The 26524-nt window shown below is 64.7% G+C and carries 30 protein-coding genes; 13 read left to right on the top strand and 17 right to left on the bottom strand.

Going from position 1 to position 26524, the window contains the following annotated elements; all coding sequences use genetic code 11:
• Positions 1 to 15: 15 nt before the first annotated feature.
• The 3 genes from MESS2_RS05635 to MESS2_RS05625 all read right to left on the bottom strand — a co-directional run bounded on the left by MESS2_RS05635 (position 16) and on the right by MESS2_RS05625 (position 2174).
• Positions 16 to 1263, bottom strand: a complete 1248-nt coding sequence (locus tag MESS2_RS05635) for an RNA polymerase sigma factor (RefSeq protein ID WP_008873144.1) — start codon at positions 1261 to 1263, stop codon at positions 16 to 18.
• Positions 1263 to 1616: a YciI family protein gene (locus MESS2_RS05630; RefSeq protein WP_008873143.1), complete on the bottom strand. Its 354-nt coding sequence runs from the start codon at positions 1614 to 1616 to the stop codon at positions 1263 to 1265. Before MESS2_RS05630 ends, MESS2_RS05635 begins: the two co-directional genes overlap by 1 nt.
• Before the next feature lie 198 nt (positions 1617 to 1814).
• Complete coding sequence (locus tag MESS2_RS05625) at positions 1815 to 2174, bottom strand: YciI family protein (RefSeq protein WP_008873142.1); 360 nt, start codon at positions 2172 to 2174, stop codon at positions 1815 to 1817.
• Positions 2175 to 2522: 348 nt separating this feature from the next.
• Here MESS2_RS05625 and MESS2_RS05620 point away from each other — a divergent pair, with 348 nt between their 5' ends.
• The 3 genes from MESS2_RS05620 (at position 2523) to MESS2_RS05610 (ending at position 6185) form a co-directional block, all read left to right on the top strand.
• Positions 2523 to 3482, top strand: coding sequence for a TAXI family TRAP transporter solute-binding subunit (locus MESS2_RS05620; RefSeq protein WP_008873141.1), 960 nt, complete (start codon positions 2523 to 2525; stop codon positions 3480 to 3482).
• Between the two features lie 226 nt (positions 3483 to 3708).
• Positions 3709 to 5829: a TRAP transporter permease gene (locus MESS2_RS05615; protein WP_008873140.1), complete on the top strand. Its 2121-nt coding sequence runs from the start codon at positions 3709 to 3711 to the stop codon at positions 5827 to 5829.
• Positions 5826 to 6185: a DUF1850 domain-containing protein gene (locus tag MESS2_RS05610; protein WP_008873139.1), complete on the top strand. Its 360-nt coding sequence runs from the start codon at positions 5826 to 5828 to the stop codon at positions 6183 to 6185. Before MESS2_RS05615 ends, MESS2_RS05610 begins: the two co-directional genes overlap by 4 nt.
• Before the next feature lie 88 nt (positions 6186 to 6273).
• Here MESS2_RS05610 and MESS2_RS05605 read toward each other — a convergent pair whose 3' ends face one another.
• Positions 6274 to 6723 carry a thiol-disulfide oxidoreductase DCC family protein gene (locus MESS2_RS05605; RefSeq protein ID WP_008873138.1) on the bottom strand — a complete coding sequence of 150 codons (450 nt, stop codon included), beginning with the start codon at positions 6721 to 6723 and terminating at the stop codon, positions 6274 to 6276.
• Between the two features lie 189 nt (positions 6724 to 6912).
• Positions 6913 to 7050, bottom strand: a complete 138-nt coding sequence (locus MESS2_RS30635) for a hypothetical protein (protein WP_008873137.1) — start codon at positions 7048 to 7050, stop codon at positions 6913 to 6915.
• A gap of 364 nt (positions 7051 to 7414) precedes the next feature.
• On the opposite strand from MESS2_RS30635, the gene ku reads away from it, so the two are divergent.
• On the top strand, positions 7415 to 8275 hold the full coding sequence (ku, locus tag MESS2_RS05600) for a non-homologous end joining protein Ku (RefSeq protein WP_008873136.1): 861 nt from the start codon (positions 7415 to 7417) through the stop codon (positions 8273 to 8275).
• Positions 8276 to 8279: 4 nt separating this feature from the next.
• Complete coding sequence (ligD, locus tag MESS2_RS05595) at positions 8280 to 10796, top strand: DNA ligase D (RefSeq protein ID WP_008873135.1); 2517 nt, start codon at positions 8280 to 8282, stop codon at positions 10794 to 10796.
• Positions 10797 to 11057: 261 nt separating this feature from the next.
• On the opposite strand, the gene MESS2_RS05590 is transcribed toward ligD, so the two are convergent.
• The gene (locus MESS2_RS05590) at positions 11058 to 11732 is read right to left on the bottom strand and encodes an ArsR/SmtB family transcription factor (protein WP_008873134.1); all 675 of its coding nucleotides are present in this window, start codon (positions 11730 to 11732) and stop codon (positions 11058 to 11060) included.
• 68 nt (positions 11733 to 11800) lie between these two features.
• Between MESS2_RS05590 and MESS2_RS30630 the strand changes: the two genes are divergently transcribed.
• The 3 genes from MESS2_RS30630 to MESS2_RS05580 all read left to right on the top strand — a co-directional run bounded on the left by MESS2_RS30630 (position 11801) and on the right by MESS2_RS05580 (position 12787).
• Positions 11801 to 12016 (top strand): DUF1127 domain-containing protein, encoded by a 216-nt coding sequence (locus MESS2_RS30630; RefSeq protein ID WP_008873133.1) that lies wholly within the window; start codon positions 11801 to 11803, stop codon positions 12014 to 12016.
• Between the two features lie 97 nt (positions 12017 to 12113).
• Positions 12114 to 12446, top strand: a complete 333-nt coding sequence (locus tag MESS2_RS05585; protein ID WP_008873132.1) for an NIPSNAP family protein — start codon at positions 12114 to 12116, stop codon at positions 12444 to 12446.
• Positions 12443 to 12787 carry an antibiotic biosynthesis monooxygenase family protein gene (locus tag MESS2_RS05580; protein ID WP_008873131.1) on the top strand — a complete coding sequence of 115 codons (345 nt, stop codon included), beginning with the start codon at positions 12443 to 12445 and terminating at the stop codon, positions 12785 to 12787. Before MESS2_RS05585 ends, MESS2_RS05580 begins: the two co-directional genes overlap by 4 nt.
• Positions 12788 to 12832: 45 nt before the next feature.
• On the opposite strand, the gene mbfA is transcribed toward MESS2_RS05580, so the two are convergent.
• Positions 12833 to 13816, bottom strand: coding sequence for an iron exporter MbfA (gene mbfA / locus MESS2_RS05575; RefSeq protein ID WP_008873130.1), 984 nt, complete (start codon positions 13814 to 13816; stop codon positions 12833 to 12835).
• A 176-nt stretch (positions 13817 to 13992) separates the two neighbouring features.
• On the opposite strand from mbfA, the gene MESS2_RS05570 reads away from it, so the two are divergent.
• Positions 13993 to 14310, top strand: a complete 318-nt coding sequence (locus tag MESS2_RS05570) for a hypothetical protein (RefSeq protein WP_008873129.1) — start codon at positions 13993 to 13995, stop codon at positions 14308 to 14310.
• Positions 14311 to 14716: 406 nt separating this feature from the next.
• Positions 14717 to 15697 (top strand): threonine/serine dehydratase family protein, encoded by a 981-nt coding sequence (locus MESS2_RS05565; protein ID WP_008873127.1) that lies wholly within the window; start codon positions 14717 to 14719, stop codon positions 15695 to 15697.
• A 154-nt stretch (positions 15698 to 15851) separates the two neighbouring features.
• On the opposite strand, the gene MESS2_RS05560 is transcribed toward MESS2_RS05565, so the two are convergent.
• The 5 genes from MESS2_RS05560 to MESS2_RS05540 form a co-directional block, all read right to left on the bottom strand.
• Positions 15852 to 16172 carry a hypothetical protein gene (locus tag MESS2_RS05560; protein ID WP_008873126.1) on the bottom strand — a complete coding sequence of 107 codons (321 nt, stop codon included), beginning with the start codon at positions 16170 to 16172 and terminating at the stop codon, positions 15852 to 15854.
• 116 nt (positions 16173 to 16288) lie between these two features.
• Positions 16289 to 17425 (bottom strand): ABC transporter permease, encoded by a 1137-nt coding sequence (locus tag MESS2_RS05555; RefSeq protein WP_008873125.1) that lies wholly within the window; start codon positions 17423 to 17425, stop codon positions 16289 to 16291.
• Positions 17422 to 18357 carry an ABC transporter ATP-binding protein gene (locus MESS2_RS05550; RefSeq protein ID WP_008873124.1) on the bottom strand — a complete coding sequence of 312 codons (936 nt, stop codon included), beginning with the start codon at positions 18355 to 18357 and terminating at the stop codon, positions 17422 to 17424. Before MESS2_RS05550 ends, MESS2_RS05555 begins: the two co-directional genes overlap by 4 nt.
• Entirely contained in the window at positions 18354 to 19307 is a 954-nt protein-coding gene (locus MESS2_RS05545; RefSeq protein ID WP_008873123.1) for an HlyD family secretion protein, read from the bottom strand. Before MESS2_RS05545 ends, MESS2_RS05550 begins: the two co-directional genes overlap by 4 nt.
• The gene (locus MESS2_RS05540) at positions 19304 to 20032 is read right to left on the bottom strand and encodes a CerR family C-terminal domain-containing protein (protein WP_008873122.1); all 729 of its coding nucleotides are present in this window, start codon (positions 20030 to 20032) and stop codon (positions 19304 to 19306) included. The genes MESS2_RS05545 and MESS2_RS05540 overlap by 4 nt, the downstream gene beginning before the upstream one ends.
• A gap of 122 nt (positions 20033 to 20154) precedes the next feature.
• Between MESS2_RS05540 and MESS2_RS05535 the strand changes: the two genes are divergently transcribed.
• From MESS2_RS05535 to MESS2_RS05525, 3 genes are all read left to right on the top strand, one after another.
• Positions 20155 to 20628, top strand: coding sequence for a CYTH domain-containing protein (locus MESS2_RS05535; RefSeq protein WP_008873121.1), 474 nt, complete (start codon positions 20155 to 20157; stop codon positions 20626 to 20628).
• On the top strand, positions 20625 to 21566 hold the full coding sequence (locus MESS2_RS05530) for a CHAD domain-containing protein (RefSeq protein ID WP_008873120.1): 942 nt from the start codon (positions 20625 to 20627) through the stop codon (positions 21564 to 21566). The genes MESS2_RS05535 and MESS2_RS05530 overlap by 4 nt, the downstream gene beginning before the upstream one ends.
• 232 nt (positions 21567 to 21798) lie before the next feature.
• Positions 21799 to 22611: a C40 family peptidase gene (locus MESS2_RS05525; RefSeq protein WP_040592209.1), complete on the top strand. Its 813-nt coding sequence runs from the start codon at positions 21799 to 21801 to the stop codon at positions 22609 to 22611.
• 9 nt (positions 22612 to 22620) lie between these two features.
• Here MESS2_RS05525 and MESS2_RS05520 read toward each other — a convergent pair whose 3' ends face one another.
• From MESS2_RS05520 to MESS2_RS05500, 5 genes are all read right to left on the bottom strand, one after another.
• Positions 22621 to 22842, bottom strand: a complete 222-nt coding sequence (locus tag MESS2_RS05520; RefSeq protein ID WP_008873118.1) for a hypothetical protein — start codon at positions 22840 to 22842, stop codon at positions 22621 to 22623.
• A 143-nt stretch (positions 22843 to 22985) separates the two neighbouring features.
• Complete coding sequence (locus MESS2_RS05515; protein ID WP_008873117.1) at positions 22986 to 24695, bottom strand: SulP family inorganic anion transporter; 1710 nt, start codon at positions 24693 to 24695, stop codon at positions 22986 to 22988.
• Positions 24696 to 24763: 68 nt separating this feature from the next.
• A complete protein-coding gene (locus MESS2_RS05510) occupies positions 24764 to 25042 on the bottom strand; it encodes a helix-turn-helix domain-containing protein (RefSeq protein WP_008873116.1) in 279 nt (92 codons plus the stop codon).
• 93 nt (positions 25043 to 25135) lie between these two features.
• A complete protein-coding gene (locus MESS2_RS05505; RefSeq protein WP_008873115.1) occupies positions 25136 to 25837 on the bottom strand; it encodes a phosphatase PAP2 family protein in 702 nt (233 codons plus the stop codon).
• A 23-nt stretch (positions 25838 to 25860) separates the two neighbouring features.
• A complete protein-coding gene (locus tag MESS2_RS05500) occupies positions 25861 to 26199 on the bottom strand; it encodes a hypothetical protein (protein ID WP_008873114.1) in 339 nt (112 codons plus the stop codon).
• Between the last annotated feature and the right edge of the window lie 325 nt (positions 26200 to 26524).

The following is a 26524-nucleotide window of genomic DNA, read 5'->3' as shown; positions in this document are numbered from 1 at the left end:
GGCTTCCTCCCTTCGTCAGTCCTCGCCGAGTTCTTTCCGCTTCCCTTGCAGGAACCGGCGCACCGCCGGGTCGCGCTCCAGGCCGATCGCCCGGTCGTAGGCCTCGGCGGCTTTCCTGGTCGTGCCCAGCCTGGCCAGCAGGCCGGCGCGGGCGGCCCAATAAGGCTGGTAGTCGGCGAGCCGCTTGTCGTCGCCCAGCACGTAAAGGGCCGCCAATCCCGCTGCCGCGCCGTCGGTCTCGGCAATCGCCACCGCGCGGTTGATCGCCACCACCGGCGAGCCCGCGATCGAAAGCAACGCGGCGTAGAGTTCGCGGATCGCCAGCCAGTCGGTGCGGCCGGTCAACCGTCGCGCCGCATGGGCGGACTGCACCGCTGCTTCGATCTGGTAGCGGCCGATCACGGCCTTGGTCGCGGCATGCGAAAGCAGCGTTTCCGCCTCATCGATGAGGGCGCGGTCCCACAGCCGGCAATCCTGCTCTGCAAGCGGCACGAAGTCACCTTCGGCGCTACGCCGGGCCGCCCGCCGCGCCTCGGCAAACAGCATCAGCGCCAGCAGACCGAGCGCTTCCGGTTCCTCCGGCATCAGCGAGGCCACCAGTCGGCCAAGCCAGATGCCTTCGGTGGCAAGATTGCGCCGCCTGGTCTCGGTGCCGGCCGGGTCGGACCAGCCTTCGGCAAAGGTCGCGTAGATAGCTTCCAGCACCGCGTCCAGCCGCTCGCCGAGCTCGGCTCTTTCAGGCACGCGGAACGGAATGCCGGTTTCGCGGATGCGGGCCTTGCCGCGCACCAGGCGCTGCCCCATCGTCGCCGGCGACACCAGGAAGGCCGAGGCGATCGTTGCCGCGTCGAAGCCGAGGATCGTCTGCAGGATCAGCGGTGCGCGCACGCCGGCCTCGATCGCCGGGTGGGCGCAGGCAAACATCAGCCTGAGCCGCTCGTCGGGCAGGTCGTCGTCGGTCATGCGTGCCTCCATCTCCTCGGCGATCAGCCTGAGATGGTCGCGGCTGGCCTCGCCCGTCAGCCGCCGCCTGACGGCGTCGACCCGGCGCCGGCGCGCCACCGCGAGCAGCCAGGCCTCCGGCCGGTCCGGTACGCCCGTTTGCGGCCATCGTTCGAGCGCAGCCGCGAAAGCGTCGGCCAGCGCGTCCTCGGCGCCGGCCACGTCGCGCGTGCGGGCGGCGAGCCAGGCGACCAGCCTGCCGTAGCTTTGCCGGGCAGCCGCTTCCGCTGCCGCCCGCGCGACCTCCGCGCCATCCTGCATCACATAGTATGTTCCCAGATTGGCCGCACCTCCACCGTTCCGGTGCCGGCCCCGGGACAGCGCGCACCCCAGGCGATCGCCGCGTCGGCATCCTCGGCCTCGATTATAAAGAAGCCGGCCAGCTGTTCCTTGGTGTCGGCATAAGGGCCGTCGAGCACGTTGGTCTTGCCGTTGGCCATCCGCACCACGGTGGCGGTCTGGGTCGGCTTCAGCCGGGCGCCGGCGAGCCACGCTCCGGAGTTCTTCAACGTCTCGGTATAGGCGCCATAGGCGGCGCTGATCTCATAGGTCTTGTCGGTCGGCGCGGCCGGCATCGCGGCTTCGTCGGCATAGATCAAAAGCATGTATCGCATGGTCTTCTCCCGTTTTCTCGAACGGCCGCTCCGTTGCGGGCCGACCCTATGTCGTGCTGTCTCAGGCGATTTCGACAGGCGCCACAAAAATCTTTCGCCTTCGATCGCCGGATGCAAGCAGCCAGCCGCCAGCTTGCCGTAGCCTTGCCGGGCGGCGGTCGCAGCCCGCCGCCCTTGCAACGTCGGACTGTTCAGCCGTCACTGGCTGGGCTGCTGTTCCCAGATTGGCCGCACCTCGATCGTGCCCGTGCTGGCGCCCGGACAGCGCGCCGCCCAGGCGATCGCGGCGTCGGCGTCCTCGGCCTCTATCATGTAGAAACCGGCGAGCTGTTCCTTGGTGTCGGCATAGGGACCGTCGAGCACATTGGTCTTGCCATCGGCGATGCGCACCGAGGTGGTCGCCTGGGTAGGGCGCAACTGGTCGCCGCCGATCCAGGCGCCACCCTTCTTCAAGGCTTCGTTGTAGGCGAAGTAGGCGCTCTTCATCTCAGCCAGCGCCTGTGCCGGCGCCGCCATCATGGCGGCTTCGTTTCCGTAGATCAAAAGCATGTATCGCATGGTCTTCTCCCGTTTTTCGAAGGCCGCGTCATTGCCGGCCGAAACCAATGTCGTGCGACCACGCCCGATTTCGACAGGCGCTGCAAAAATCTTTCGGTCCCTAAGCCGTCTTGCGCAAGCCGGCTCGCGTCTCAACCGTTCGTCTACTGCATCGGCCCGAAAATCGAATCGATTTTCGGAAAGCACGATGCATAGAGTCAAAGTGTTAGAGCGTACTTTGTGCGTCCAAGTGGACGCACGTCGCTCTAATCAATGCAATTGCGGGTTGGCATTTCCCGGTCACTGTCTAAACTCGCCTCGGCTCGCGCTGGGAGGCGGTGCGGCGACCACCATTTCAGGGAGGATATGATGCTCAATTTCAGGACGAAACTTGTTGCTGCCGGCGCGGTAGTGCTGTCGCTTGGCCTGGGCGCGGTGCAGGCCAAGGCGCAGGAATTCATCAATGTGCTGACCGGCGGCACCTCCGGTGTCTATTATCCGCTCGGCGTCGCGCTGTCGGAAATCTACGGCAAGGGCATCGAAGGCGCCCGCACCCAGGTGCAGGCGACGAAAGCCTCGGTCGAAAACCTCAATCTGTTGCAGCAGGGCAAGGGCGAGATCGCCTTTGCGCTCGGCGATTCCGTCAAGCTGGCGGCCGAGGGCAACACCGAGGCCGGTTACCCCGGCAAGCTCGACAAATTGCGCGGCATCGCCGCCATCTATCCCAACTACATCCAGATCGTCGCCAGCAAGGAGTCCGGCATCAAGACGCTCGCCGACCTCAGGGGCAAGAGCCTGTCGGTTGGTGCGCCGGCCTCAGGCACCGAGCTCAACGCCCGCGCCATCTTCGCCGCCGCCGGGCTGAAATACGAGGATCTCGGCCGGGTCGAATATCTGCCCTTCGCCGAATCGGTCGAGCTGATCAAGAACCGCCAGCTCGACGCCACGCTGCAATCGGCCGGCCTCGGCGTCGCCTCGATCCGCGACCTCGCCACCTCGCTGCCGATCAATGTCGTTGCCGTGTCGGCGGAAGACGTCGCCAAGATCGGCTCGCCCTATCTTTCGGTGGTCATCCCCAAGGGCACTTATGAGGGCCAGGACGAGGATGTGGCGACCGCCGCCGTCGGCAATTTCCTCATCACCCGCGCCGATGTCCCCGACGAGACCGCCTATCAGATGACCAAGCTTCTGTTCGAGCATCTCGACCAGCTCACTGCGGCTCACGCCGCCGCCAAGGCGATCGACCCGGCCAAGGCGCTCGACGGCATGCCGGTGCCGCTGCATCCCGGCGCCGAGCGCTATTACAAGGAGAAGGGGTTGGTGAAGTAGGGAGGGGGCAATCTGACATGCCTTCGCCAAGCACCCCCCTCTGCCCTGCCGGGCATCTCCCCCTCAAGGGGGGAGATTGGCCGTCGCCACGCCCTTCGCTAATCGCCGACGCTGCGGGACGAGCGCCGACAGTGACGCTGCCGATCTCCCCCCTTGAGGGGGAGATGCCCGGTAGGGCAGAGGGGGGCGCCTCGCACGACAATTCGCTCGCTTTGGAGTGCGTCGGATGAGCGAAGCAACGTCTGGAACAGCAACCGACGGTAGATCAGCCACCTCCCATCTCCCCACCACTGAAGTCCCGGTCGAAGGCCTGCCGCCGGGCTTCGGCGAAGGCGTCGCCGGCAAGGCGGCCTTCCTCATCGCCATCGCCTTTTCCATTTTCCAGATCTACATCGCCGCCTATGGCAGCATTCCGAGCCAGGTGGTGCGCGCCATGCATGTCGGCTTCCTGCTGCTGCTCGGCTTTGCCCTGATCGCCAATCTGCGCGCCAAAAGCCTGCCGGCCAAGGCGGTGTTCTGGGGGCTTGGCGTGCTCGGCTTCGGCACCGGCCTCTACAATTGGGTGTTTTACACCGACCTCATCCGCCGCTCCGGCTTCCTCACCACGCCGGACCTGATCGTCGGCACGGTGCTGGTGGTGCTGGTCTTCGAAGCGGCGCGGCGGCTGATGGGGCTGCCGCTGGCGGTCATCGCCTTCATCTTTCTTGCCTATTGCTTCGTTGGCAATTATTTGCCGGCGCCCTTCATCCATCGCGGCTATGATTTCGCCCAGCTCGTCGACACCTTCGCCTTCGGCACCGAAGGCATTTACGGCACGCCGATCTATGTCTCGGCCGCCTATATTTTCATCTTCGTCGTCTTCGCCGCCTTTCTCGAACGCGCCGGCATGATCGCGTTGTTCAACGATTTCGCCCTCGGCCTGGTCGGCTCGTGGCGCGGCGGCCCGGCGCAGGTCTGCGTGCTATCGTCGGCGCTGATGGGCACCATCTCAGGCTCCGGCGTCGCCAATGTTGTGGCCAGCGGCCAGTTCACCATCCCCTTGATGAAGCGCTTCGGCTTCCGTTCGGCTTTCGCCGGCGCCGTCGAGGCGACCTCCTCGATGGGCGGCCAGATCATGCCGCCGGTGATGGGCGCCGTCGCCTTCATCATGGCCGAGACGCTGAACATCCCCTATGCCGAAGTGGTCAAGGCGGCGATCATCCCGGCGCTGCTCTATTTCGGCGCCTGTTTCTGGCAGGTGCATCTGGAAGCCGGCAAGGCCGGCCTGCACGGCATGGCCAAGGCCGATCTGCCCAACCCGTGGGACGCGGTGAGAAAGCATTGGCCGCTGGTGCTGCCGCTGGCGGCACTGATCTATCTCCTGTTTGCCGGCTACACGCCGATCTTCGCCGGCACCATGGGCCTGGCGCTGACCATCGTGCTCATTCTCGGCACGCCGCTGGCGGCATTGATCGGCCCGCTCGCCTTCCGCATCGTCTTCTGGCTGGCGCTCGGGCTTGCCGCCGCGTCCTTCACGAAGTTCGGCGTCAACATTCTTGCACTTGTGATCGTTGCGCTCATTGCCGCTTGCTTCACTTTCAAGGGCGGACGCGAGACGCTGCGGATCTGCATCGACTCGCTTGCCGAAGGCGCGAAGAACGCGCTGCCGGTCGGCATCGCCTGCGCCATCGTCGGCATCGTCATCGGCACGCTGACGCTGACGGGCATCGCGTCGACCTTCATCGGCTGGATCATCTCGATCGGCGAGAACAATCTGTTCCTGTCGCTGGTGCTGACCATGCTCACCTGCCTGGTGCTCGGCATGGGCATCCCGACCATTCCCAATTACATCATCACCTCGTCGCTGGCCGGCCCGGCCCTGCTGGAGCTCGGCGTGCCGCTGGTGGTCAGCCACATGTTCGTCTTCTATTTCGGCATCATGGCCGACCTCACCCCGCCGGTGGCGCTGGCTGCCTTCGCCGCTGCACCCATGGCCAAGGAGAGCGGCCTCAAGATCGGCATCCAGGCCACCAAGCTCGCCATCGCCGGCTTCGTCGTGCCGTTCATGGCGGTCTACACCCCGGCGCTGATGCTGCAGGACGCCGGCCCTATCGCCGCTCAGTTCGGCTATCCCGTCGAAGTCGCCTATATCGTCGTCAAGGCCTGCATGGGCATCGTGCTCTGGGGCGCCGCAGCTGTCGGCTTCCTCGTCCGGCGCATGGCCTTGTGGGAGCGCCTCGTCGCCTTCGCCGCCGGCGTGCTGCTTGTCGCTGCATTGCCGCTGACCGACGAGGCCGGCTGGGCGCTCGCTGTCATATGGATCGGCTGGCACTATTGGCGCGCGCGGCCTGTCGCCGGTACGGCATGAGCCTGTGCATCCTGGCCGCCGGCAAGACGGTGACGCTGGCTGTCACCGCCTTCACGCTGTCCTGGACGCATTCGGTGGAACGGACCCATTGGCAGGAAGACTGGAAGGTGTTGCCGTCCGGTCTGCGGATCGCGGAAGCCCGCATCAGGGGTTCGGGCGCCGGCATGGAACCGCCCGAGGGGGCGGTGTTGAAAGGCGGCTGGTGGACCTATGTGCCCAGGCTCGGCATCCAGCCCCGTATCGTGCTCGCCGCCTCCGGCGCGACCGGCGGCGGCTGGACGCTCTGCACCGTTCAGGACTGCCGCGAGTTGGGCAAGGCAGCTGGCGGCACGATTGTGCTGGAGCCGTGTGACTGAAAGGGCTCAAGCCTACCGCAATAGCGAACAGCGGATACCGTCCGCCTGCCATATCGGCGCCTGATGGAAGCTCTGCATGGACCGGACGTCAGCCGATCAGCCGCTCCCGTATTGTGGCCGAAGGAATATCGCAGCTGTCCTTCCTGCCGAACAGGGAATAGCGGTTTTTTGCAATGCGATCGTAGAGCCAGTTGCGAAGCCCGCGCGGCAGCAGGAGCAAGAGTCTCGCCGCGCGCCACGGCCAGCCGAGTTCGGCCATGACGGCGACGAAACTCTCCAGCCGGGTGAAGGCGGCGCCATCGACGAGGACCAGATTGGTCTCGTAGCTGTCGGTCCGTAGCCCGTAGTTCCTGAACAGCGCTTCACCGAGTGGCGACTGCGCCGTGGCGAAACGGAAGCGGCGCTTGCGGTCGAGCCTGACCACCATTCGCACGAAGCCTGAGCAAAGCACGCAGACGCCGTCGAAAACGATCAGCGGCGGGTTTGCCTCTGAGGTTGGTGGTTGGGAAGGATGGATGGGTTCGGGCAGGTCGGTCATGTTGGCCCCGGCTGCTGGCGTCTCACGACACTAAGCCAGCCGATGGCTTCATTAAAGTCCTGGCGTTGTCGCACGCCGTCTGTCGGCCAGCGCGGGGCGCTCGACGCGGTAGGTGGTTGCGCGATGGTTGGCTGCCGGCCTGCAGATCCGGCTGTCATGACGGCTTTCGAGGGTCATCATCGGTGCACGCTAAATACCGAGCGAGTTGCCGCGGCGGGCGCAGGCCGGGCCGGGGCCGCGCATGTAATAACGCTCCGGCCGATAGGTCGGCGCGACGAATTCGCGGATGGCGGCGGCATAGCCGATAAGGTGCGTCAAGAAGTTCATTTCACCTGTCCCTGTCCCTGTTTCGGATGTCCCTTCCGAATTGCGGGCATCATAGCGTCGAGGCGTGAATAGTCGGTGAACGTGATGTTAATTTTTGGTCCGAAATGCCTTGGTTCGTGGCCGGAATGCGGCTGATTCGGGGTCTTTCCATGCGGTTTGTCGACATTCCGCCCACTGTGACTTTTGCATCACATATGTTTCGTTTGGATGTCGCTTAAGCGCGGTTCTGTTTCAACCGCCGGCCGCGCCGCGAAATTTCCGTGCGCGGCTAGCCAAAAGCGTCCGGCCTTGCCGCGCGCGTCGCCGGAACCGGAATGGGCTCTGTCCGTTCTCCGTTGAACCCGCATCGCAGAGGGAGTTCGTCATGGCGCCGCGCCCAGCCTGGAAAGGCTATCTGAAACTTTCACTGGTGACCTGCGCCATCGAACTGACCAATGTCGTCACCCATGCCGAAAAGGTTTCCTTCCGCATCCTCAATCGCAAGACCGGCAACACGGTCAAACGCATCTATGTCGATGCCGAAAGCGGCAAGCCGCTGGAAGAGGGCGACGAGATCAAGGGCTATGAGGTCGAGGATGGCGCGTTCGTCCACATCGAGGAGGACGAGATCGAGGCCGTGCAGATCGAATCCTCGCATACGATGAACCTCGACGGTTTCGTCGAAAAGTCCTCGATCCAGCAGATCTATCTCGACACGCCCTATTATGTGTCGCCGGCCGACAAGGTGTCGGAAGAGGCCTTTGCCGTCATCCGCGACGCCATGGTTGCCAAGAAGATGGCGGGGCTGGCTCGCATCGTGCTTTACAGCCGGGAACGCCCCGTGGTCGTCGAGCCGCTGGGCAAAGGCATGGTGCTGACCACGCTGCGCTACGACAATACCGTGCGCCAGCCCGCCAGCGTGTTCGACGACATCAAGGCGACGAAGACCGACGATGAAATGATCGATCTGGCCGAGCACATCATTGATAAGAAGAAGGCCAGGTTCGATCCCTCGAAATTCGACGACAAATATGAGGATGCGCTGCTCGAACTGATCCGCGCCAAGAAGGCCGGCAAGAAGGCGCCGAAGACCAAGGCAGCGCCGAAGCCGTCAAACGTGGTCAACCTGTTCGATGCGCTGAAGAAAAGCCTGTCGTCGGGCGAGCAGGCAAAGCCACAGGCAAAAGCCGGATCGCAGGCGAAGCGCGCCAAGCCGACGGCCGCCGCCCGGCGCAAATCGGCGTAGGATCATGGCCGGCCTCGAGCAATATAACGCCAAGCGCGACTTCAAGAAAACGGCGGAACCCAAGGGCAAGGTCTCGCAAGCCGGGAAAAAATCCGGCGGCATTTTCGTCATCCAAAAGCACGCCGCCACTAGGCTGCACTATGACCTTCGCCTCGAACACGACGGCGTGCTGTGGAGTTGGGCGGTGACGCGCGGCCCGAGCCTCGATCCGCATGAGAAACGGCTGGCCGTGCATGTCGAGGACCACCCGATCGACTATGCGCCCTTTGAAGGCACCATTCCCAAGGGCGAATATGGCGGCGGTACCGTCATCGTCTGGGACCAGGGCACCTGGACGCCGGAGAGCGACCCGGCCAAGGCGATGAAGAAGGGCCATATCAGCTTCGAGCTTCATGGCCACAAACTGCACGGTGTCTGGCATCTGGTGCGGCTGAAGCCGCGTTCGGGCGAAAAGCGCGACAACTGGCTGCTGATCAAGTCCAGCGATGCCGCGGCACGCCCCGGTGAGGACATCCTTGAGGAAGCACCGCAATCGGTGAAGTCGGGCCTGACGATCGAAGAGGTTGGCGAAGGCAAGACCGACGACGGCAAGAAGCCGAAGGTCTGGCATTCCAACAAACCGGCGGCCGGCAAAAGGGCCAAGGCAGCGAAGCGGCTCGACTTCATCGAACCATGTCTCGCAACGTTGGAGAGGGATGCCCCCGCCGGCGAGGAATGGCTGCACGAGGTGAAGTTCGACGGCTATCGCATGCAGGCGCAGCTTGACGGCGCCGAGGTGCGGCTGCTGACCCGAACCGGGCTCGACTGGACCGGGAAATTCGGCGGCGAGATCGTCGCGGAACTCGGGGCTCTGAGATGCACCGACGCCATCATTGACGGCGAGATCGTCGTGCTCGCCGACAGCGGGGTTTCTTCCTTCGCGCTGCTGCAGGCGGATCTGTCGGCGCGCCGCACCAACCGCTTTATCTATTACGTCTTCGACCTGATGCGGCTTGACGGCGAGGATCTGCGCGCCGAACCGCTGGTCGAGCGCAAGCAGGCCTTGCAGGAATTGCTCGGCAAGCGGCCGGACAATGCGGCGGTCCGCTTCAGCGATCACTTCGCCGAGCCCGGCAAGGTCATGCTGCAGCACGCCTGCCGCATGGGGCTGGAGGGCATCGTCTCCAAGCGCGCCGATGCGCCCTATCGCAGCGGCCGCGGCCTCACCTGGGTGAAGTCGAAATGCACGCTGCGCCAGGAATTCGTCATCGGCGGCTATCTGCCGTCGGACAAAAGCGGACGCGGCCTGCGCTCGCTGCTGGTCGGTTATCATGAGCGCGGCAAGCTGCATTATGCCGGCCGCGTCGGCACCGGCTTTTCGGTCAAAACCGCCGCCGATCTGAAGAAAAAACTCGATGCGCTGAAGGCGGCGGCCTCGCCCTTCGCTGCCGCCGTGCCGAAAGGCAGGGGGCTGGTCTGGGTGAAGCCGGAACTTGTCGGCGAAGTGGAGTTCCGCAGCTGGACCTCGGACCGTATAATACGCCACGCCTCGTTCCAGGGATTGCGCGAGGACAAGCCGGCGGAGGAAGTCGTGCAGGAAAAGCCGAAAGCGTCGACAGGCAAGACAGCGACCAAGGACAAGGCAGAGAAGGCAAAGCCCGCCGTCACGAAATCCACAGCGGCGGCGAAAACCGTCGTAAAGCTCTCCCACCCGGACAAGCTTTTGTGGCCGGAGGAAAAAATATCGAAGCGGGATCTGCTGGAGCATTACGCTCTGGTCTGGCCGCGCATGCAGCAATTCATCGTCAACCGGCCGCTCAGCCTGGTGCGGGCGCCGGACGGCATTGGCGGTCCGCGCTTCTTCCAGAAGCATGCCTCGGCCGGCATGAGCGACAAGATCGCCAGGATGAAGGATCCGACCGACGGCGAGGAGATCCTGTTCATCAAGGATTTCGACGGCGTCGCCGCCCTGGTTCAGTACGGCGTGGTCGAGATCCACATCTGGGGCTGCACAACAGACGAACTGGAAAAGCCGGACCAGATCGTCTTCGACCTCGATCCCGACGAAGGCGTCGACGTCAAGGCGGTGCGCGCGGCGGCCCTCGACATCCACGGCCAGCTCGACGAGCTGTCGCTGCCGAATTTCGTCAAGACATCCGGCGGCAAGGGCTACCATGTCGTCGTGCCGCTGAAGCGGTCGGCGGATTGGGACGAGGTGAAAACCTTCGCTCACGATTTCGCCCGCGCGCTGGAACAGGCCGCACCCGACCGCTACACGGCGACGCTGTCGAAGAAGGCGCGCACCGGGAAAATCTTCGTCGACTATCTGCGCAATGGCCACGGCTCGACTACGGTGGCGCCCTATTCGTCGCGGGCCAAGAAAGGGGCGACGGTATCGATGCCGGTGACCTGGGGCGAGATAGAAAAAGGGCTGGCGCCCAACGCTTTTCCCATTGGCGACGAGACGACGCTGAAGCGGCTGGCCGAGGCCGACACGTGGGCGGATTTCTTCAAGATGGGCAAGGCGCTGAAGCGGGGGTGATCCAAGGCAGAGCGAAGGACATTCGGATGCGGCGTTGGCCGAATGGCAGACGTAGCGATCCTTCCCACCCCCCTCTGTCCTGCCGGACATCTCCCCCGCAAGGGGGGAGATCGGCAGCTTGACTGGCGGCTCCAACCTTCCAACGCTGGTGATTGGCGAAAGCCGGGATGACAGCCAATCTCCCTCCTTGCGGGGGAGATGGCCGGCAGGCCAGAGGGGGGTGCTGTCCCGCCGGCATCTCGCTAGGTAGCGCCCGGCAAACTACGCCAGAAACACCTTCTCGAATGCCTGCCTGCCCACCGGTGAAAACACCACCGCGCGGCTGTCCTTCTCGCGCCTTGCCCATTTTTCTGCAAGGATCTTGTCGAGGATGGCGGCGCCCAGCGTGCCGGCGAGATGCGATCGGCGCACGCTCCAGTCGAGGCAGGCGCGGCACACCGGCCGACGCGGCTTGGCCTGGACATCGATGCCGATCGCGGCGAAATGCGATGCCGCCGCCGGTGCAAGCCTGATCTCCTTGTCCTCGCGCAGCAGCAGTTGTTTGTCGACAAGACGGTCCAGCATCGCCACCGCCTGTTCGCCGGCGAGGTGGTCGTAGCAGACCCGCGCCACGCGCATCGCCGCGTCGCGCGGTCCCGGCCGCACACGCTGCGGCCCGACTGAAGCGGCAACGCCGGTGATGGCCTCGATCATGCCGGCCACCTGCGGCCCGGCGAGGCCGTAGTAACGGTGCCGCCCCTGGCTCGCCAGCGTCAGCAGCCCGCCCTCCATCAGTTTCGACAGATGCGAGCTTGCGGTCGGCAGCGACACGCCGGCCTCCAGCGCCAGTTCGCTCGCCGTCAATGCCGTGCCGCCCATCAGTGCGGAGAGCATGTTTGCCCGCGCCGGATCGCCGACCAGGCTGGCGATGCGGGCTATGTCGGGTCCTTCACGCATAGTTCATTCCTCATCGAAGCATTATTGTCAGATAACCATTATTCTCCGGTCAGATCAAGGAGACGACGATGACCGCAACAACCGCTTCGACCCCTGCATCCGTCAGTCCTGTCGGTCGCCTGCCGTTCCTGCGCCGGTTGCGCTTACGGCTGGTGGCGGGGTGGTACGATCGCCATCTGCAGCGCCTCGACCTCGCCGACATCGACGAGCACCTGCTGCGCGACCTTGGCCTGACACGAGAAGACGTGCGCCGCGAATGCGCGAAGTCCTTCTGGCAAACGTGACCGGCAAGGAAACACCTAGCACACCGATCCGCGGAACGTTTCGACCTCGATCGAACTGTCAATGCACACGACACCCACCCCGCCAAAGGAGACGAAAATGACCATCACCTGCTTCATCCGCTACGAGATCGACCCGTTCGGCAAGGCGGCCTTCGAGGAATATGCCCGCAACTGGGGCCAGCTCATCCCGCGTTGTGGCGCCGACCTGATCGGCTATTTCGCGCCGCATGAGGGCTCGGCCACCACCGCCTATGCCGCCTACAACATCGACAGCCTCGCCGCCTACGAAGCTTACCGCTCCCGGCTGGCTGCCGACCCGGCCGGCAAGGCAAACTATGAATTCGCCCGGCGTGAGAAATTCATCCTGAAGGAGGATCGCATGTTCCTGAGGCTCGCCTCCGGGCCGCACGCAAAGCTGATCATGCCATGATCGCCGTCATCTTCGAGGTCGAGCCGGCGGCCGGCAGGCGCGATGCCTATCTCGGAATCGCCGCCGAGTTGCGCCCGCTGCTCGACGGCATCGACGGCTTCATCTCGATCGAGCGCTTCCAGAGCCTTGTCGACCCGGGCAAAATCCTGTCGCTGTCGTTCTGGCGCGACGAGGAGGCGGTGAAGGCCTGGCGCAACACCGAGGAGCACCGGCGGGCACAGAAGGCCGGCCGCGGCGGTATCTTTGCCGGCTACCGGTTGCGCATCGCCAATGTCATCCGCGACTACGGCCTGAGCGAACGCGCCGAAGCACCGGCGGACAGCCGGGCGGTGAATGGGTGAGGTGCGGCTCTCCCTTCTCCCCTTGTGGGAGAAGGGAAGCCCGAGCTACGCATTCCCGATCAGCACCCCTGCCGCGAACACCAGCGCGCCGCCCAGCACCACCTGGAAGGCGGCGCGCAGGAACGGCGTCTGCATGTAGCGGTTCTGCACGAAGGCGATGGCCCAGAGTTCGAAGAACACCACCACCGCAGCGATAGCCGTCGCCGTCCAGAATTGCGGTATGAGATAGGGCAGCGCGTGGCCCAGTCCGCCCAAGGTCGTCATGATGCCGACGGTCAGCCCGCGCTTCACCGGCGAGCCGCGGCCCGACAATTTGCCGTCGTCGGAAGCGACCTCGGTGAAACCCATCGAGATGCCGGCGCCGATCGAGGCGGCCAGCCCGACCAGAAGCGTCTGCCATGTATCATGCGTGGCAAACGCCGCGGCAAAGATCGGCGCCAGCGTTGACACCGACCCGTCCATCAACCCGGCCAGTCCCGGCTGCACATAGGTCAGGATGAACTGGCGCTGTTCGGCGGTAGCCTCCTCGACCTTGACCTCGCCCGGCACATGTTTCTGTTCCAGTTGATGCGCCGAGTTCTCATGGCCCTGTTCGGCGGCCGCCAGTTCGTCGAGCAGCTTTCTGGTCGAGGCATCGTTGGTGCGTTTGGCCGCCTCGACATAGAACAGATAGGCCTGCCGCTCCATCGCTTCGGCCTGCCGGCGCACGGCTGCGATGCCGAGCGGCCTCACCAGCCAGTCGGGCTTGCGCTCATAATAGCCCTTCACATGCTCGCGTCGGATCAGCGGAATGCGCTCGCCGAAACGCTTGCGGTAGAGCTCGATCAGCGCATCGCGATGACCGTCCTCCTCCTCCGCCATCGCCTCGAACACCTTGGCCGATTGCGGAAAACTGTCCGTCAGCCCGTCGGCATAGCCACGGTAGATGCGCCCGTCGTCTTCTTCCGACGAGATGGCGAGCGCCAGGATCTCTTGCTCCGACAGCGATTCGAAAGCACGGCGGCCGAAGCCGAAGACGCGGGAAAGCATGAGCAATTCACCATAGTTTAGAATTGTTCTAAACTAGGGTTTGCAGCGCCGCGGGTCAATCATGCATGTCGGCCGAAGGGTCAGAATTATTGACGTCCGAAATCCTTCGCCGCCCTTCACTATCAGCAAATGTTTACCTATATAGCTGAACCTAAGCCAAGAGAAGGAAGCCACGGATGCCGCCAAAACAGCCCCCGCAATTCGACCCGAAACCCGTTCTCGACCTGATCGCCAACATCGAAGCCGACCTGCAGCGCCTGAAAGGCCTGGTCGAGCAGCAGGTCGAGAAATTCGATCCCGCCAATCCGCACAACAAGACCCCTGACGGCAAGCTGACCGAGGAGGGTGCCGAATGCTGCTACCGCATGTTCGACGAAGGCAAGTCGCGCTATTCGGTCGCCCAGCAGATGAAGATCTCGTTCGCCGCCGCCACCCATCGCTTCAACACCTGGCGCAAGCTCGGTGGCGCCAAACGAAAGACGCTTCTGGGGTGAGCGGCCGGCCGGGCGTCGCCCCCACAGCTTCGTCATCCCAGGGCGAAGCGACGCGAAGCGGAGCGCAGACCCTGGGATCCATGCCGCGACATCAGCCGAAGAATGCAGCAGCTCGGAATGAGCGCGGTGTACGCCTCTCGCCCGTGGCGCGAAGAAGCACTCGATCCTGCCGGTTTCATGCGCCACAAAGGTCTCGGCATGGATCCCAGGGTCTCCGCAACGTCGCTTCGCTCCTGCTCCGCCCTGGGATGACGAGGGTTGGTGATGCTTTGGCCAATCGCGAAGGTTTTGCTGTTGAAATAGAGCTGTTTCCCGAGACTGAATTTGTAACGGTCACATTTTTTCATTGGCGCGCCGCCTGACTTTCCGTGCACCATCGGCAATTACATTTCCACAGGACCACTTCATGACCACCACCCTCCCCGGCATCGCCGACATCCGCAGCGCCGCAACGCGCCTTTCCGGCCTGATCGTCGAAACGCCGCTGATCGAATCGCCTGACATCAACAAGCGCTTTGGCGGCCGCATCCTGTTCAAGCCGGAGACATTGCAGCGCACCGGCTCGTTCAAGTTCCGCGGCGCCTACAACAAGTTGTCCTCACTTACAGACGAAGAGCGCAGCCGCGGTGTCGTCGCCTTCTCCTCGGGCAACCACGCGCAAGGCGTCGCCGCCTCGGCTCGGATGTTCGGTGTCAAGGCGGTGATCGCCATGCCGGCCGATGCGCCGGCGATGAAAATCGGCAATGTCCGCAAGATGGGAGCGGAGGTGGTCCCATTCGACCGGTTCCGCGAGGATCGCGCGGCCGTCGTGCGCCCCTACGTGGAAAGAGGCATGATCCTGGTGCCGCCCTACGACGATCCGGCCATCATCGCCGGCCAGGGCACGATCGGCCTCGAACTGATGCGCCAGGCAAAGGTGCTTGGTGTCAGCCTCGACGCGGTCGTCATCCCCTGTGGCGGCGGCGGCTTGAGCAGCGGCATTTCGATCGCCGTGAAGGATGCCTCGCCGGGAACCTCGGTCTGGGCGGTGGAGCCCGAACATTTCGACGACACCAGCCGCTCGCTGGCCAAGGGCGCAAGGGTTGCGAACGAGCCTGGCCACGCTTCGATCTGCGATGCCCTCCTCGTCGCCGAACCGGGCGCGCTCACCTTCGAGATCAACCGCAGGAACCTCACCGGCGGCATTGCCGTCTCCGACGACGCGACGCGACAGGCCATGCGCGACGCCATGGCCCATCTCAAGCTGGTGGTCGAGCCCGGCGGCTGCGTTGGCCTGGCCGCGTTGACGTCGGGCAAGATCGAGCTGACAGGCAAATGCGTCGTCGTGGTGCTGTCAGGCGGCAATGTCGATTTCGGCGCCTATGCGGAAATCATGGCGGCTGCCTAGGATGGCGACCGGTCACGCGCCGGTCCAAGCGTCGAATGTCCGTTCGTCAGTGGTCGAAGATCGCTCATCGCTTAAGAGCCGGCCACAGCCGGCGCATCAGGCCCGCCCCGGCAAGCCGGAGCGGGTGTAGTGAAACATGCCGGCGACGCACCGGTTACTTCGGCGGGATCACCATCTGCGGGAATCCGAACCAGTCCTCGTTGGGGAAATCGCACAGGCCGGAATAGTACTGGCAGTCCGGATCGATCCAGCCGTCATCCGGAAATGTGGTGGTGTTGACCGTCGGCGCCTTCGGGCCGGGGTTGGGATTGACGCAATGCGGCGTGCCATACTTGCACAGCACCATGACGATGCCGTCCCGCGCGGCCGGCGCCATCATCTTGCCGAGCGTCATTGCCGAGGCATGGTTCGCGCCGAGCACGGAAAGCCCCGTCTGTGCAGCGAACATAAGGGTGAAAATCAACGACTTTCTCATCGAATGTCTCCTTGGAAAACAGCAGTTTCAAAACCGGCGATGCAATCCACCGCCAGCCGCCATTATCCATGGCTGGCCGCGCCCGGCATCTGCCGCGCGGGGGACGTGGCGAAAAATCAGTCCAGCGTCCGCCTGAACCGCACCAGTGCGACGCCGGCAAACAGCGCCACGAATACCACCAGCCAGCCGATCTCGGTGGCTACCGCCGGCAGTTCGGCGCCTTTCAGCATCACCGCGCGGATGATGCGCAGGAAATGCGTCAGCGGCAGGATCTCGCCGAACCACTGCGCCCAGTCGGGCATGCCGCGATAGGGGAACATGAAGCCGGACAGCAGGATCGACGGCAGGAAGAAAAAGAAGGTGAGCTGCAGCGCCTGCATCTGCGTGCGGGCGATCGTCGAGATCGTGTAGCCGAGCAGCACCAGCGCCAGCACGAAGATGAAGACTGCGGTCAAGAGCAGCGACATCGACCCGATGAAGGGAATGCCGAACAGCAGTTTCGCCGCCGCCAGCACCACCACCACCTGCACGGCCCCGACCGCCAGGTAGGGCAGCACCTTGCCCAGCATGATCTCGAGCGGGCTGGACGGCATTGCCAGGAGGTTCTCCATCGTGCCGCGCTCGGTCTCGCGCGTCAGCGCGATCGAGGTCATCATCACCATCGTCATCTGCAGGATGACGCCGAGCAGGCCGGGCACGATGTTGTATTGTGAGATGCCTTCCGGATTGTAGCGCCGGTGCACCACCACTTCGAGCTGGCCCCGGGCAGTCTCGGCCGCCGTCGCCTGCATGCCGCGCGCCCGAAGCAGCGCCTGGTTGGCGACGGTGCCTAGTGTCGAGATGGCGCCGCTGGCGACGGCCGGGTCGGTGGCGTCAGCCTCGATCAGGAACTGCGGACTGTCGCCGCGCTCGACGCGGCGGGCAAAATCGGCGGGGATGGTGACGACGAAGGCGACATCGCCGCGCGCCATCAGGAACTCGGCCTCCTCGGCACTTTGCGCGACATGGTCGAAGCGGTAGTAGCCGGTCGTCTGCAGCGCCGAAACCATGGCCCGCGTGTACGGGTCGCTGCTCATCGCCACCAGGGCCGCCGGCAGGCTCTTCGGGTCGTTGTTGATGGCATAGCCGAACAGCACCAGCTGCATCAGCGGCACGCCCAGCATCATGGCGAAGGTGATGCGGTCGCGCCGCATCTGGATGAACTCCTTGATCAGCAACGCGCCGAGCCGGGCGAAGGAGAACAAATCATTCATCCCTTGTTGTCCTTGGCCATATTGTCCTTCGAGCCGGACATGAACTGGATGAACACGTCCTCCAGGCTGGTCTCGCCGGGGCTCACCGTCACGCCCTTGTGCTCCTTCTCGACATCGGCAAGGGCGGCTTCGAGCTTCTTCCTGTCGGAGCCGACGACATGCAGCGTCGCGCCGAACGGCGCCACCTGATCGACGCCGGGGCGGCCTTGAAGCGCGTCGGCAACCTGATCGAGCCGCGGACCCTGCAGGACGAAGGTGGTCAGCCCGGCATTCCTTACCACCTCCTCCACCGTGCCGGTCGCCAGCATCTTGCCGTAGGAGATGTAGCTGATGCGGTGGCAGCGCTCGGCCTCGTCCATGTAGTGGGTCGAGACCAGCACGGTCAGCCCGCCGCTGGCCAGCCGGTGGATTTCGTCCCAGAATTCGCGCCGCGCCTTCGGGTCGACGCCCGCCGTCGGCTCGTCGAGCAACAGCAGTTTCGGCTTGTGCATGATGCAGGCGGCCAGCGCCAGCCGCTGCTTCCAGCCGCCGGACAGCGTGCCGGCCAACTGGTCCCGGCGCGATGTCAGGCCGAGATCTTCCAGCGTCCTGGCGACGTGCTCACCGAGCGGCTTCAAGCGGTAGAGCCGCGCCACGAATTCGAGGTTCTCGCCGATCGTCAGATCCTCGTAGAACGAGAATTTCTGCGTCATGTAGCCGACTTCGCGCTTGATGCTCAGACTGTCGGTGCGGATGTTGAAGCCCAGCACCGTGCCCTCGCCCTCGTCTGGGGTTAAGAGGCCGCACATGATGCGTATGGTGGTGGTCTTGCCCGAACCGTTCGGACCGAGGAAGCCGACGATCTCGCCCTTGGCCACCGTCATCGTCACCTGGTCGACGACGGTCTTGTCGCCGAAGCGCTTGACCAGCCCATGCACGTCGATGACGTTCATTTTCCAATGTCCGCAAGATCGACATCGACGATCTGCCCCGGCTGCAGCGGACCGGCGTCGCCTTCCGGCCGCGCCTCGACCAGATAGACCAGCTTCTGCCGGTTCTCGAGCGAGTAGATCACCGGCGGCGTGAATTCCGGGTCCGGCGACACGTAGCTGACCCGCGCCTTCACGTCCGGCCCGCAGCCGTCGCAACGGACGCCGAGCAGTGTGCCGACCTTCACCGACGAGAACGCGCTTTCCGGCACGTAGACGCTGAGCTTCACCGCGCCGTCCGGCAGCATCGAAATGACAGGCGCGGTCGGGCCGGCCGTGTCGCCCGGATTGCGGATCACGTCGTTGACGCGGCCGGGCGAGGGCGCCGCCAGCACACGCTTCGACAGCCGCCACTTGGCCTGCTCCAGCGTCGATTGCGCCTGGCTGACCAGATTGTCGGCGGCCTTGATCGTCTCCGGCCGCGCCGGCAAGCCGCCAACGGCGAGATTGGCCTCCGCCTGGCCGACTTGCGCATTGGCCGTCTCCAGCGTGGCGGAGGCGGTATCGAAATCGGCCTGCGTGCCGGTGCCGCGCTTGAACAGGTCGCTGGCGCGGCTGTATCTGCGCTTGGCGTCGGCGGCTTGCGCCCTGGCCATGTCGACCTGTGCCTTCAGCACCGCGATCTCTTCCGGCCGCTTGCCGACCTTGAGATCGGCGAGTTGCGCCTGCGCCTGGGCAAGCCCCGCCTCGGCCTGCGCGACGGCTATCTTGGCGTCGGCGCTTTCCAGCGTCACCACCGGCGTGCCCGGTTCGACGCGGTCGCCGCGCCTCACAGCAACCGTCTCGACCTGCGCCACCTCGATCGGCGCCAGCAGCACATAGTCGCCCTCGACATAGCCGACGGCGAGCGGTGCTGCCGGCGCGCATGTGCTGAACAGCTGGGCGGCGAGCGGCAGGGAGCACAGCAAGCTCATGGTCTACGATCCTTCCGGGCGGCCAATATGGCCTCAAGATTGTTCGACACCACCGCCACCACCTTGGCGGCCTCGGCGTCGCCGATCTCGCGCCAGCCCATGCGGCGCATGACGGCCTCGCGGCCAATGCGGAAATAGATGACCTGGCCGATCAGCGTGAACACGGTGAGCCGCGTCGTCTCGCTTTCGGCCGCCTCGCCCGTCGCCTGTTCCCAGATCAGGCAGAGCCGGCGATGCGTCGGCTCGAACACGCCGTCATAGATGCGGTCGAGCGCCGCCGTCGGGTGCGAAAGCTCGCGCAGCACGAATTGCACGATCTCGCCCGCCTCGGGCCGCGCCACGACGAAGGCCACCATACGCTCCAACGCGGCGAGGAGTTGTGCCCGCGCGGCTTCGGGGTCGCCCGCTTCCGGATCGCCCCCTTTGGAATCGCCCCCTTTGGATACGCTTGCCGCCTGCGGATTGCCGACAGCCTGGCCGGCAATTGTCTGGATGGTCTCGACGATATAGTCGGCCGCTGCCGCGCGAAGGCCTTCCTTGCCACCGAAATGATAGGCGATCGAGCCGATATTGGCCTTGGCCTCGGCCGCGATCTGGCGCGTCGAGGTGCCGTCGAAGCCCTGCCGTCCGAACAATTTCAGCGCCGCGCGAACAAGTGCTGCGCGCGTCATCTCGGCGGGGGATGCCTCGCGACGCGGGGTCTTGGTGCTCGGGGATTTGCTCATGTCAAGAAGTTAATCAATCGAATGATTAAAGTCAAGCCAACTTCCCAGCTTCGACTTTCCATGTCCGGTCTTTCCATGTCCGGTCTTGCCATGTTCGGTCGGGCGCGCTTTAGTGCGCGGCCATGGTCAAGGAAATCGAACGCAAGTTCCTGGTCTCCGGTTCCGAGTGGCGGGATCTGGCCGAGGCGGATATCCGCATTCGTCAGTTCTATCTTGCCGCAACACCGGGCCGTACCGTGCGCGTGCGCATCAGCGACAATGCCTCGGCAAAGCTGACGCTCAAATTCGGCAGCAAGGCCCGCGAGCGCGACGAATTCGAATTTCCGATCCCCTTGGCAGAAGCGGAGGAGATGCTGGCCTTCGCCATCGGACGTGTCATCGAGAAGACACGCCACCATGTTAGGCATCGCGGCTATCTCTATGAAGTCGATGTTTTCGGCGGGATGCTTGCGGGGCTGGTGGTTGCCGAACTCGAGACGCCGGAGAGTGTGCCGGACGAGATGCTGCCAGATTGGCTCGGCCGCGAAGTCACCGGCGAGCAAGGGTTTTACAACGCGTCGCTCGCCCTTGGGGGGATTCCGGAGATCGCGGCATGAGCTTTCGCATTGATCCACGCCTGCCGCTGACCGGCGAGGTCAGGCGCATTCTTGTCGAGGAAATCGGCAAGGCGCTGATCCATCTGAACACGGCGCACGACAGGCCGGAGCAGGGGCTGCACAAGTGCCGCAAGCGCCTGAAAAGCGTTCGCGCCTTGCTGCGCCTGGTCCGTTCCGGAGACGAAACATTCTGCCAGACCGAAAACCAGTGCTACCGCCAGGTTTCGGCTCTGCTGGCGGGCCCGCGCGAGGCGACCGCGCTGGTCGAAACCGTCGACCGGCTGGCGGCGAGCTTTCCCGAACAGACCGCCGGCGGCGGTCTCGATGACGTCCGCGACAGGCTTGTCGCCCGCCAGCAGGAATTGCATGGCGGCGCTGGCCTCGGCGCCGCGATAGGTGCGGCGACTGCCGCTTGCGAGGAAGGCATCAACCGGGTCGAAAGCCTTGTCCTGCCCGACCAGCCGGAGCAGGCCGCCGACGTGCTTGCCGAGGGCGCCCGCGCCACCTTGCGCCGCGCCAGGAAGGCGCTGGACAAGGCAGGCTCGCGCGGCGAAGCCGACGATTTCCACGATCTTCGCAAGGCGGCCAAGACCCACGGCATGCATCTGTCGCTGCTTGGCAGGCTGTGGCCGACGCCGATCAAGGCCCGGCGCAAGGCGGTCGACGAACTGGGTGAACGGCTGGGCGAGCTGCACGACGTCTTCGTCATGCGCGCGCTTCTCGAAGCCGACGACCAACCGCTCGGCTCTCGCCAAGAAACGCGGCTGCTGGGCAAGCTCCTGAAACGCTCGGAAAAAACCCTGAAAAAGACCTGCCTTGCCGAGGCGGCCGAGCTGTTCGGCGACAGCCCCAAACGCTCGACAAGGAAACTTGCCCGCAAGGTGCGCGAGGACCTCGCCGCAGCGCCGCAGGAGGACGCCGGCGCGCCTGTCGGCTGATAGGCGCTACCCCCTCACCCGGATTGCCAACCGAATTGCGAAGGGCAATTCGGAGCAAATCCGGCCTCTCCCCGAGGGGAGAGGAGGCGCCAGCGTTGATGCCAGCCTCTTTCTCCCCAGCGGGGAGAAGGTGGCCGCGAAGCGGCCGGATGAGGGGGCCTCACATCCGCAGCACTGTTGCCCAGCCGACCGGCTGGCTTCCACCTACCTCGATATGCTATCGCGCTTTGGCATGACCGAGCCCGGCGACACGCTTCTGGATCGACTTGGCCGCTGGCTTGCCGGCCGGCTGCAGGAGGAATCCTCCGGCTATGAGCCCTACACGCCGTCCGACGCCGAAACGCTGCGCCGGACGCTCGAGCCCGGCGACATCCTGCTCATCGAGGGCAATCAGAAGATCTCGGCGGCGATCAAGTACCTGACCCAGTCGACCTGGTCGCATGCGGCCTTCTATGTCGGCGATGCCTTGCCGGAACCGGCGGACGGATCGGAACGGCGCCGTCTGATCGAGGTCACGCTTGGCGAGGGCTGCGTCGCCGTGCCGCTGTCGCGTTACCGCACCTACAACACCCGCATCTGCCGGGCGAGCGGCCTGTCGCCGGAGGACCGCGACAAGGTCGTCGCCTTCATGATCGGCAAGCTCGGCCTCAGATACGATCTCAAGAACATCTTCGACATGCTGCGCTATTTCCTGCCGACGCCGCCGGTGCCGGTGCGCTGGCGCCGCCGCATGCTGGCTTTCGGGTCCGGCGACCCGACCCGGGCCATCTGCTCGACGCTGATCGCCGAGGCCTATGGCCAGATCCGCTACCCGATCCTGCCCGAGATCACCCGCGCACCCGGCCGCGCCTCGGCGCAATCGAGCTACATGCGCAGGGAAATCCTGCACATCCGCCATCATTCGCTGTACACGCCGCGCGACTTCGACCTGTCGCCTTTCTTCCGCATCGTCAAGCCGACGCTGGAATACGGCTTCGACTACAGGGCGGTGACCTGGGACGACACGGTGAAAACTGCCGATCCCGAGGCGAAGGCCGCCGAATAGCAAGTTCGACTACGCCGGCATGGGTCGCCTTGGCTTGGCGGCCCGATCATTTGCTCGCGCGCCTGCATCTCGCGGATGCGGCCCGATCGGCATGATCGCCGGAAACGGCGTGGCGCCAAAGGCAAATGTCCATTTATAGCCGGTGAGCCCGTCTTCGGGCGTCGTGTGCTGATCGTGATGGGCAAGCAATTTGGCGCGTTCCGCCAGCTCCTCCGCCTCGCGTTTCACCATCTCCGCCGTCTCCGGCCGCAACCCTTGCTTCGCCCAATGGCATCTTCGCCGATGGCAACAGGCTGATCGTCGACGCGCTGGAGCGTCTCACCAGTCAGACGGCGTGATTCAAGCTTTGTTCGAATGCAGGTCGGGCCGCGCCTCTACTCCGTCCTCCGCTTCCCTTTCAGCTGCGTCCGCGCATCGCGGATCGAGGCGGCGTAAGTTACCAGCGGGCGCTTGACGCCGTGGTTGATCAGCATGCGCCGCGTCTGCGGCGAAGCGCCTGATATGATGAAGCGCACGCCGGCGCGCCTGGCCTTGTGGGCGGCGCCCTCGATGACATTGGCCGCCGTCGAATCGAAGAACGGCACCGCCGAGCAGTCGAGGATGAAGTTCTTGCGCTGGTCGGCGATCCGGTCGAGCACGGTGCCGACGGTCGAGGCGGCGCCGAAGAAGAAGGCGCCCGAAATCCGGTAGACGACGGTGTCGGCATCGCTCGCCTCGCTGGAATCATAGGCGCTGGCGCGGTCGGCGACATCCTCTTGCACCAGGGACTGATCGGCCTCGACCGCAATCGACTTGGCCATGCGGTCGATGAACAGGATAGAGCCCAGCGCGAAGCCGACGACGATGCCTTCGGTGAGATCGCGGAAGATGACGATCAGGAAGGTCGCCATCAGCACCAGCGCATCGCCGCGCGAGGCACGCAGCAGCGTGGCGAAGGCCTGCTTCTCGAACATGTTCCAGCACACCACCGCCAGCACGCCGGCAAGGGCGGCAAGCGGGATGTAGCTGGCGAGCGGCGCCGCCACCAGCATCAGGACAAGCAGGATGACCGAGTGGATCATGCCCGAGACCGGCCCATGCGCGCCGGCCCGCACATTGGTGGCCGTGCGCGCGATGGTGCCGGTGGCGCAGATGCCGCCGAACAGGGCCGATGCGATGTTGGCGAAGCCTTGCGCCACCAGCTCGCAATTGGAGCGGTGCCGCCGGCCCGTCATGCCGTCGGCGACCACGGCCGACAGCAAGGATTCGATCGCGCCGAGCAGCGCGAAGGCAATGGCGTCCGGCAGGACGTCGATCGCCTTGTCGAGGCTGACCGCCGGAAAGGCCGGCATTTGCAGGCTGCGCGGAATGCCGCGATAGCGCGTGCCGATCGTCTCGGCCGGCAGTGAAAACAACGCTACGACGAGCGATGCCAGCCCGATGGCGATCAGCATGGCGGGCCATTTCGGCCGCCACCGCTTCATCAGGGCGATGGCGGCGATGGTCAACACCGCCACGAAGGTTGCCGCGGGGTTGATCGTGCCGGCCGCTTCGCCGAGTGCCATCAGCTTCGGCACCAGCGGTCCCGGCTCCGGCCCGGCGAGCTTCAGCCCGAACAGTTCGACGATCTGGCCGGAGAAGATGATGATGGCGATGCCGGCGGTGAAGCCGACCGTCACCGGATAGGGGATGAACTTGATATAGGTGCCGAGCCTGAGATAACCGATGGCGAGCAGGAAGATGCCGGCCATCATCGTCGCCAGCAGCAGCCCGTCTATGCCGGCCCGCGCCACTGTCGCCGCCACCAGCACGATGAAGGCGCCGGCCGGCCCGCCGATCTGGAAGCGGCTGCCGCCAAGCGCCGAGATGATGAAGCCGCCGACGATCGAGGTGTAGAGCCCGCGCTCCGGCGTCACGCCCGAGGCAATCGCGATCGCCATCGACAGCGGCAGCGCCACGATGGCCACCGTCAGCCCGGCAATGGCATCGGCCTTGAGGTGCTCCGATGTGTAGCCCTCGCGTAGCACCGTCACCAGCTTCGGCGTGAACAGTTCGGAAAAGGTCGGCTTTGCCGGTTGGTGCATTGCCTGCCGAAGCTGATCCATGAACTGCCTTCCGCTTCCAAAAAGCGGCGGGATCGTCGGCAGGACTGTCGGCGGTCGCCGTCGCGACTTTAAGCCGGCTCAGCTTTCGGATTGGGCGTCACGGCTGGCTTGAGGCGCACGCCCCTGCCGCCGCGCTCGCTGGTCTGGTTCTCGCCGATCAATTCCACCCCGGCCTCGTCGAGGGCCTGGATGACCTTCATCAATGTGTCGACCACGCCCCTGACGACGCCGTCGCTCGCTTCCATGCGCTGGATGGTTGGAAGCGAAACGCCTGCGCGCTCGGCGAGGGTCTTCTGATCGATGCCGGCCAGCGCCCTCGCGGCGCGCATCTGCGCGGCGGTAATCATCGGCCAGAACTCCCGTCTGAGTCTGCAATATGAACATATAATATCATCATTATGATGTTTCAAGCATCATTATGCATATCTCAAACATGCGGATCACTCATCATTGGCCACCACCTTGCGCCGCTGCAGGAGGCGCGCCACCAGCCAGCACAGCATTGCCCAGGCGAAGCCCGCGCACCAGCCGGCCAGCACGTCCGACGGCCAGTGAACGCCGAGATAGACGCGGCTGATGCCGACCAGCACGGTCGTCAGCACCGCGAGCGCCAGCACAAAGATCTTCGTCGTGCGGTCCGGCAGGAAGCGCGCCGCCAGCGAGCCGAGCGTGAGATAAGTAACCGCCGACAGCATGGCATGGCCGCTCGGAAATGAAAGCGAGGTCTCGTTGACGAGATGCGAGACGAGATCCGGGCGCGGCCGGTCGATGCCGGCCTTCAAAAGGGTCGATAGGGCCTGCCCGCCAGCCACCGCCACGAATATGAGAAGCGCTGTTCCCCACCGGCGAAGCAAAAGCAGATAGACAATCACCGCCGCCGTGATCAGCACCAGCACGCTTGAGCTGCCGAGGCTGGTGATGTCGCGCATCGCCCCTTCCAGCCATGGTGGCCCGATCGGACTATCGGGTTGGCCCGCCTCACGGAAGGCGAGCAGGATTTCGGTGTCGAAGGCGTGCGGCGTGGTGGCGCGCGCCACCTCCATCAGCTCCTCGAACCCCCACAGCCCGCCGGCGATGATTACGCCGGCCAGCAGCACCGGAAATTCGATCCGGTTGAGCAGCGTGCTTGCGAGATGCTTCATCGCGCCTGTCGTCCGCAATTCAACTACAGCCTTTGCAGATGGGGCCCGAGCGTGATCAGTGCCACGGCCGCGATGGCGAGCACGACGCCGGTCGCCTGCAAGGCGTTCAGCTGCTCGCCGAAGAAGGCCAGCGCCACCACGTTAACCGACACCAGCTGGATGACCGCCGACAGGCTGAAGGACACCGACATGCCGAACTCGCGGACCAGCCTCAGCATGACCAGATTGCCCAGCGAATAGAGCACGAGCGTCAGCACGATCTTGCCGAGGCTTGGCGCCAGCCCCCATTGCTTGGCGGCCGCCGCCGCCAGCAGGAAGATCAACGTTGAAATGCCGAGCAGTATCAGTCCCGAGAAATTCAATTCCTGTCCCTCCCGACGCGGTCCTTCCCGCGTGTGTCGCAGACCTTGTTTCCGAAGCATCGGCCGCGGTCAAGCCGGGCTGACAGGGGACATGAAAACCGGAGCGGAAATTAGCCGGCGCGTCATCATACCGTGATCTGCCGCCTATACGGGTCGATCAGGTAACATGCTCCCTTTCGGCCGCCCCTCTATTATGAGGACCTTTCGCCGCGCTGGCCCGACTTCAAGCCCGACATGCCGGTGCGGCCGGCGGTCGTCGCCATCGCCAGGCAGGGGCGGCGGCAAGATTGCGGTCTGACGCCTGGCGAGGCTTTGCTTGCAGTCT

The sequence above is a fragment of the Mesorhizobium metallidurans STM 2683 genome (genome assembly GCF_000350085.1).
Lineage (GTDB): Bacteria > Pseudomonadota > Alphaproteobacteria > Rhizobiales > Rhizobiaceae > Mesorhizobium > Mesorhizobium metallidurans.
The sequence above is the reverse complement of the archived record's forward strand: the minus strand, read 5'-3'. Positions and strand labels throughout refer to the sequence as shown.

Coding starts and splice junctions, on each gene's coding strand:
- MESS2_RS05635 (WP_008873144.1), bottom strand. CDS start 1,263: ATGCAGGATGGCGCGGAGGTCGCGCGGGCGGCAGCGGAAGCGGCTGCC.
- MESS2_RS05630 (WP_008873143.1), bottom strand. CDS start 1,616: ATGCGATACATGCTTTTGATCTATGCCGACGAAGCCGCGATGCCGGCC.
- MESS2_RS05625 (WP_008873142.1), bottom strand. CDS start 2,174: ATGCGATACATGCTTTTGATCTACGGAAACGAAGCCGCCATGATGGCG.
- MESS2_RS05620 (WP_008873141.1), top strand. CDS start 2,523: ATGCTCAATTTCAGGACGAAACTTGTTGCTGCCGGCGCGGTAGTGCTG.
- MESS2_RS05615 (WP_008873140.1), top strand. CDS start 3,709: ATGAGCGAAGCAACGTCTGGAACAGCAACCGACGGTAGATCAGCCACC.
- MESS2_RS05610 (WP_008873139.1), top strand. CDS start 5,826: ATGAGCCTGTGCATCCTGGCCGCCGGCAAGACGGTGACGCTGGCTGTC.
- MESS2_RS05605 (WP_008873138.1), bottom strand. CDS start 6,723: ATGACCGACCTGCCCGAACCCATCCATCCTTCCCAACCACCAACCTCA.
- MESS2_RS30635 (WP_008873137.1), bottom strand. CDS start 7,050: ATGAACTTCTTGACGCACCTTATCGGCTATGCCGCCGCCATCCGCGAA.
- ku (WP_008873136.1), top strand. CDS start 7,415: ATGGCGCCGCGCCCAGCCTGGAAAGGCTATCTGAAACTTTCACTGGTG.
- ligD (WP_008873135.1), top strand. CDS start 8,280: ATGGCCGGCCTCGAGCAATATAACGCCAAGCGCGACTTCAAGAAAACG.
- MESS2_RS05590 (WP_008873134.1), bottom strand. CDS start 11,732: ATGCGTGAAGGACCCGACATAGCCCGCATCGCCAGCCTGGTCGGCGAT.
- MESS2_RS30630 (WP_008873133.1), top strand. CDS start 11,801: ATGACCGCAACAACCGCTTCGACCCCTGCATCCGTCAGTCCTGTCGGT.
- MESS2_RS05585 (WP_008873132.1), top strand. CDS start 12,114: ATGACCATCACCTGCTTCATCCGCTACGAGATCGACCCGTTCGGCAAG.
- MESS2_RS05580 (WP_008873131.1), top strand. CDS start 12,443: ATGATCGCCGTCATCTTCGAGGTCGAGCCGGCGGCCGGCAGGCGCGAT.
- mbfA (WP_008873130.1), bottom strand. CDS start 13,816: ATGCTTTCCCGCGTCTTCGGCTTCGGCCGCCGTGCTTTCGAATCGCTG.
- MESS2_RS05570 (WP_008873129.1), top strand. CDS start 13,993: ATGCCGCCAAAACAGCCCCCGCAATTCGACCCGAAACCCGTTCTCGAC.
- MESS2_RS05565 (WP_008873127.1), top strand. CDS start 14,717: ATGACCACCACCCTCCCCGGCATCGCCGACATCCGCAGCGCCGCAACG.
- MESS2_RS05560 (WP_008873126.1), bottom strand. CDS start 16,172: ATGAGAAAGTCGTTGATTTTCACCCTTATGTTCGCTGCACAGACGGGG.
- MESS2_RS05555 (WP_008873125.1), bottom strand. CDS start 17,425: ATGAATGATTTGTTCTCCTTCGCCCGGCTCGGCGCGTTGCTGATCAAG.
- MESS2_RS05550 (WP_008873124.1), bottom strand. CDS start 18,357: ATGAACGTCATCGACGTGCATGGGCTGGTCAAGCGCTTCGGCGACAAG.
- MESS2_RS05545 (WP_008873123.1), bottom strand. CDS start 19,307: ATGAGCTTGCTGTGCTCCCTGCCGCTCGCCGCCCAGCTGTTCAGCACA.
- MESS2_RS05540 (WP_008873122.1), bottom strand. CDS start 20,032: ATGAGCAAATCCCCGAGCACCAAGACCCCGCGTCGCGAGGCATCCCCC.
- MESS2_RS05535 (WP_008873121.1), top strand. CDS start 20,155: ATGGTCAAGGAAATCGAACGCAAGTTCCTGGTCTCCGGTTCCGAGTGG.
- MESS2_RS05530 (WP_008873120.1), top strand. CDS start 20,625: ATGAGCTTTCGCATTGATCCACGCCTGCCGCTGACCGGCGAGGTCAGG.
- MESS2_RS05525 (WP_040592209.1), top strand. CDS start 21,799: ATGACCGAGCCCGGCGACACGCTTCTGGATCGACTTGGCCGCTGGCTT.
- MESS2_RS05520 (WP_008873118.1), bottom strand. CDS start 22,842: ATGGTGAAACGCGAGGCGGAGGAGCTGGCGGAACGCGCCAAATTGCTT.
- MESS2_RS05515 (WP_008873117.1), bottom strand. CDS start 24,695: ATGGATCAGCTTCGGCAGGCAATGCACCAACCGGCAAAGCCGACCTTT.
- MESS2_RS05510 (WP_008873116.1), bottom strand. CDS start 25,042: ATGATTACCGCCGCGCAGATGCGCGCCGCGAGGGCGCTGGCCGGCATC.
- MESS2_RS05505 (WP_008873115.1), bottom strand. CDS start 25,837: ATGAAGCATCTCGCAAGCACGCTGCTCAACCGGATCGAATTTCCGGTG.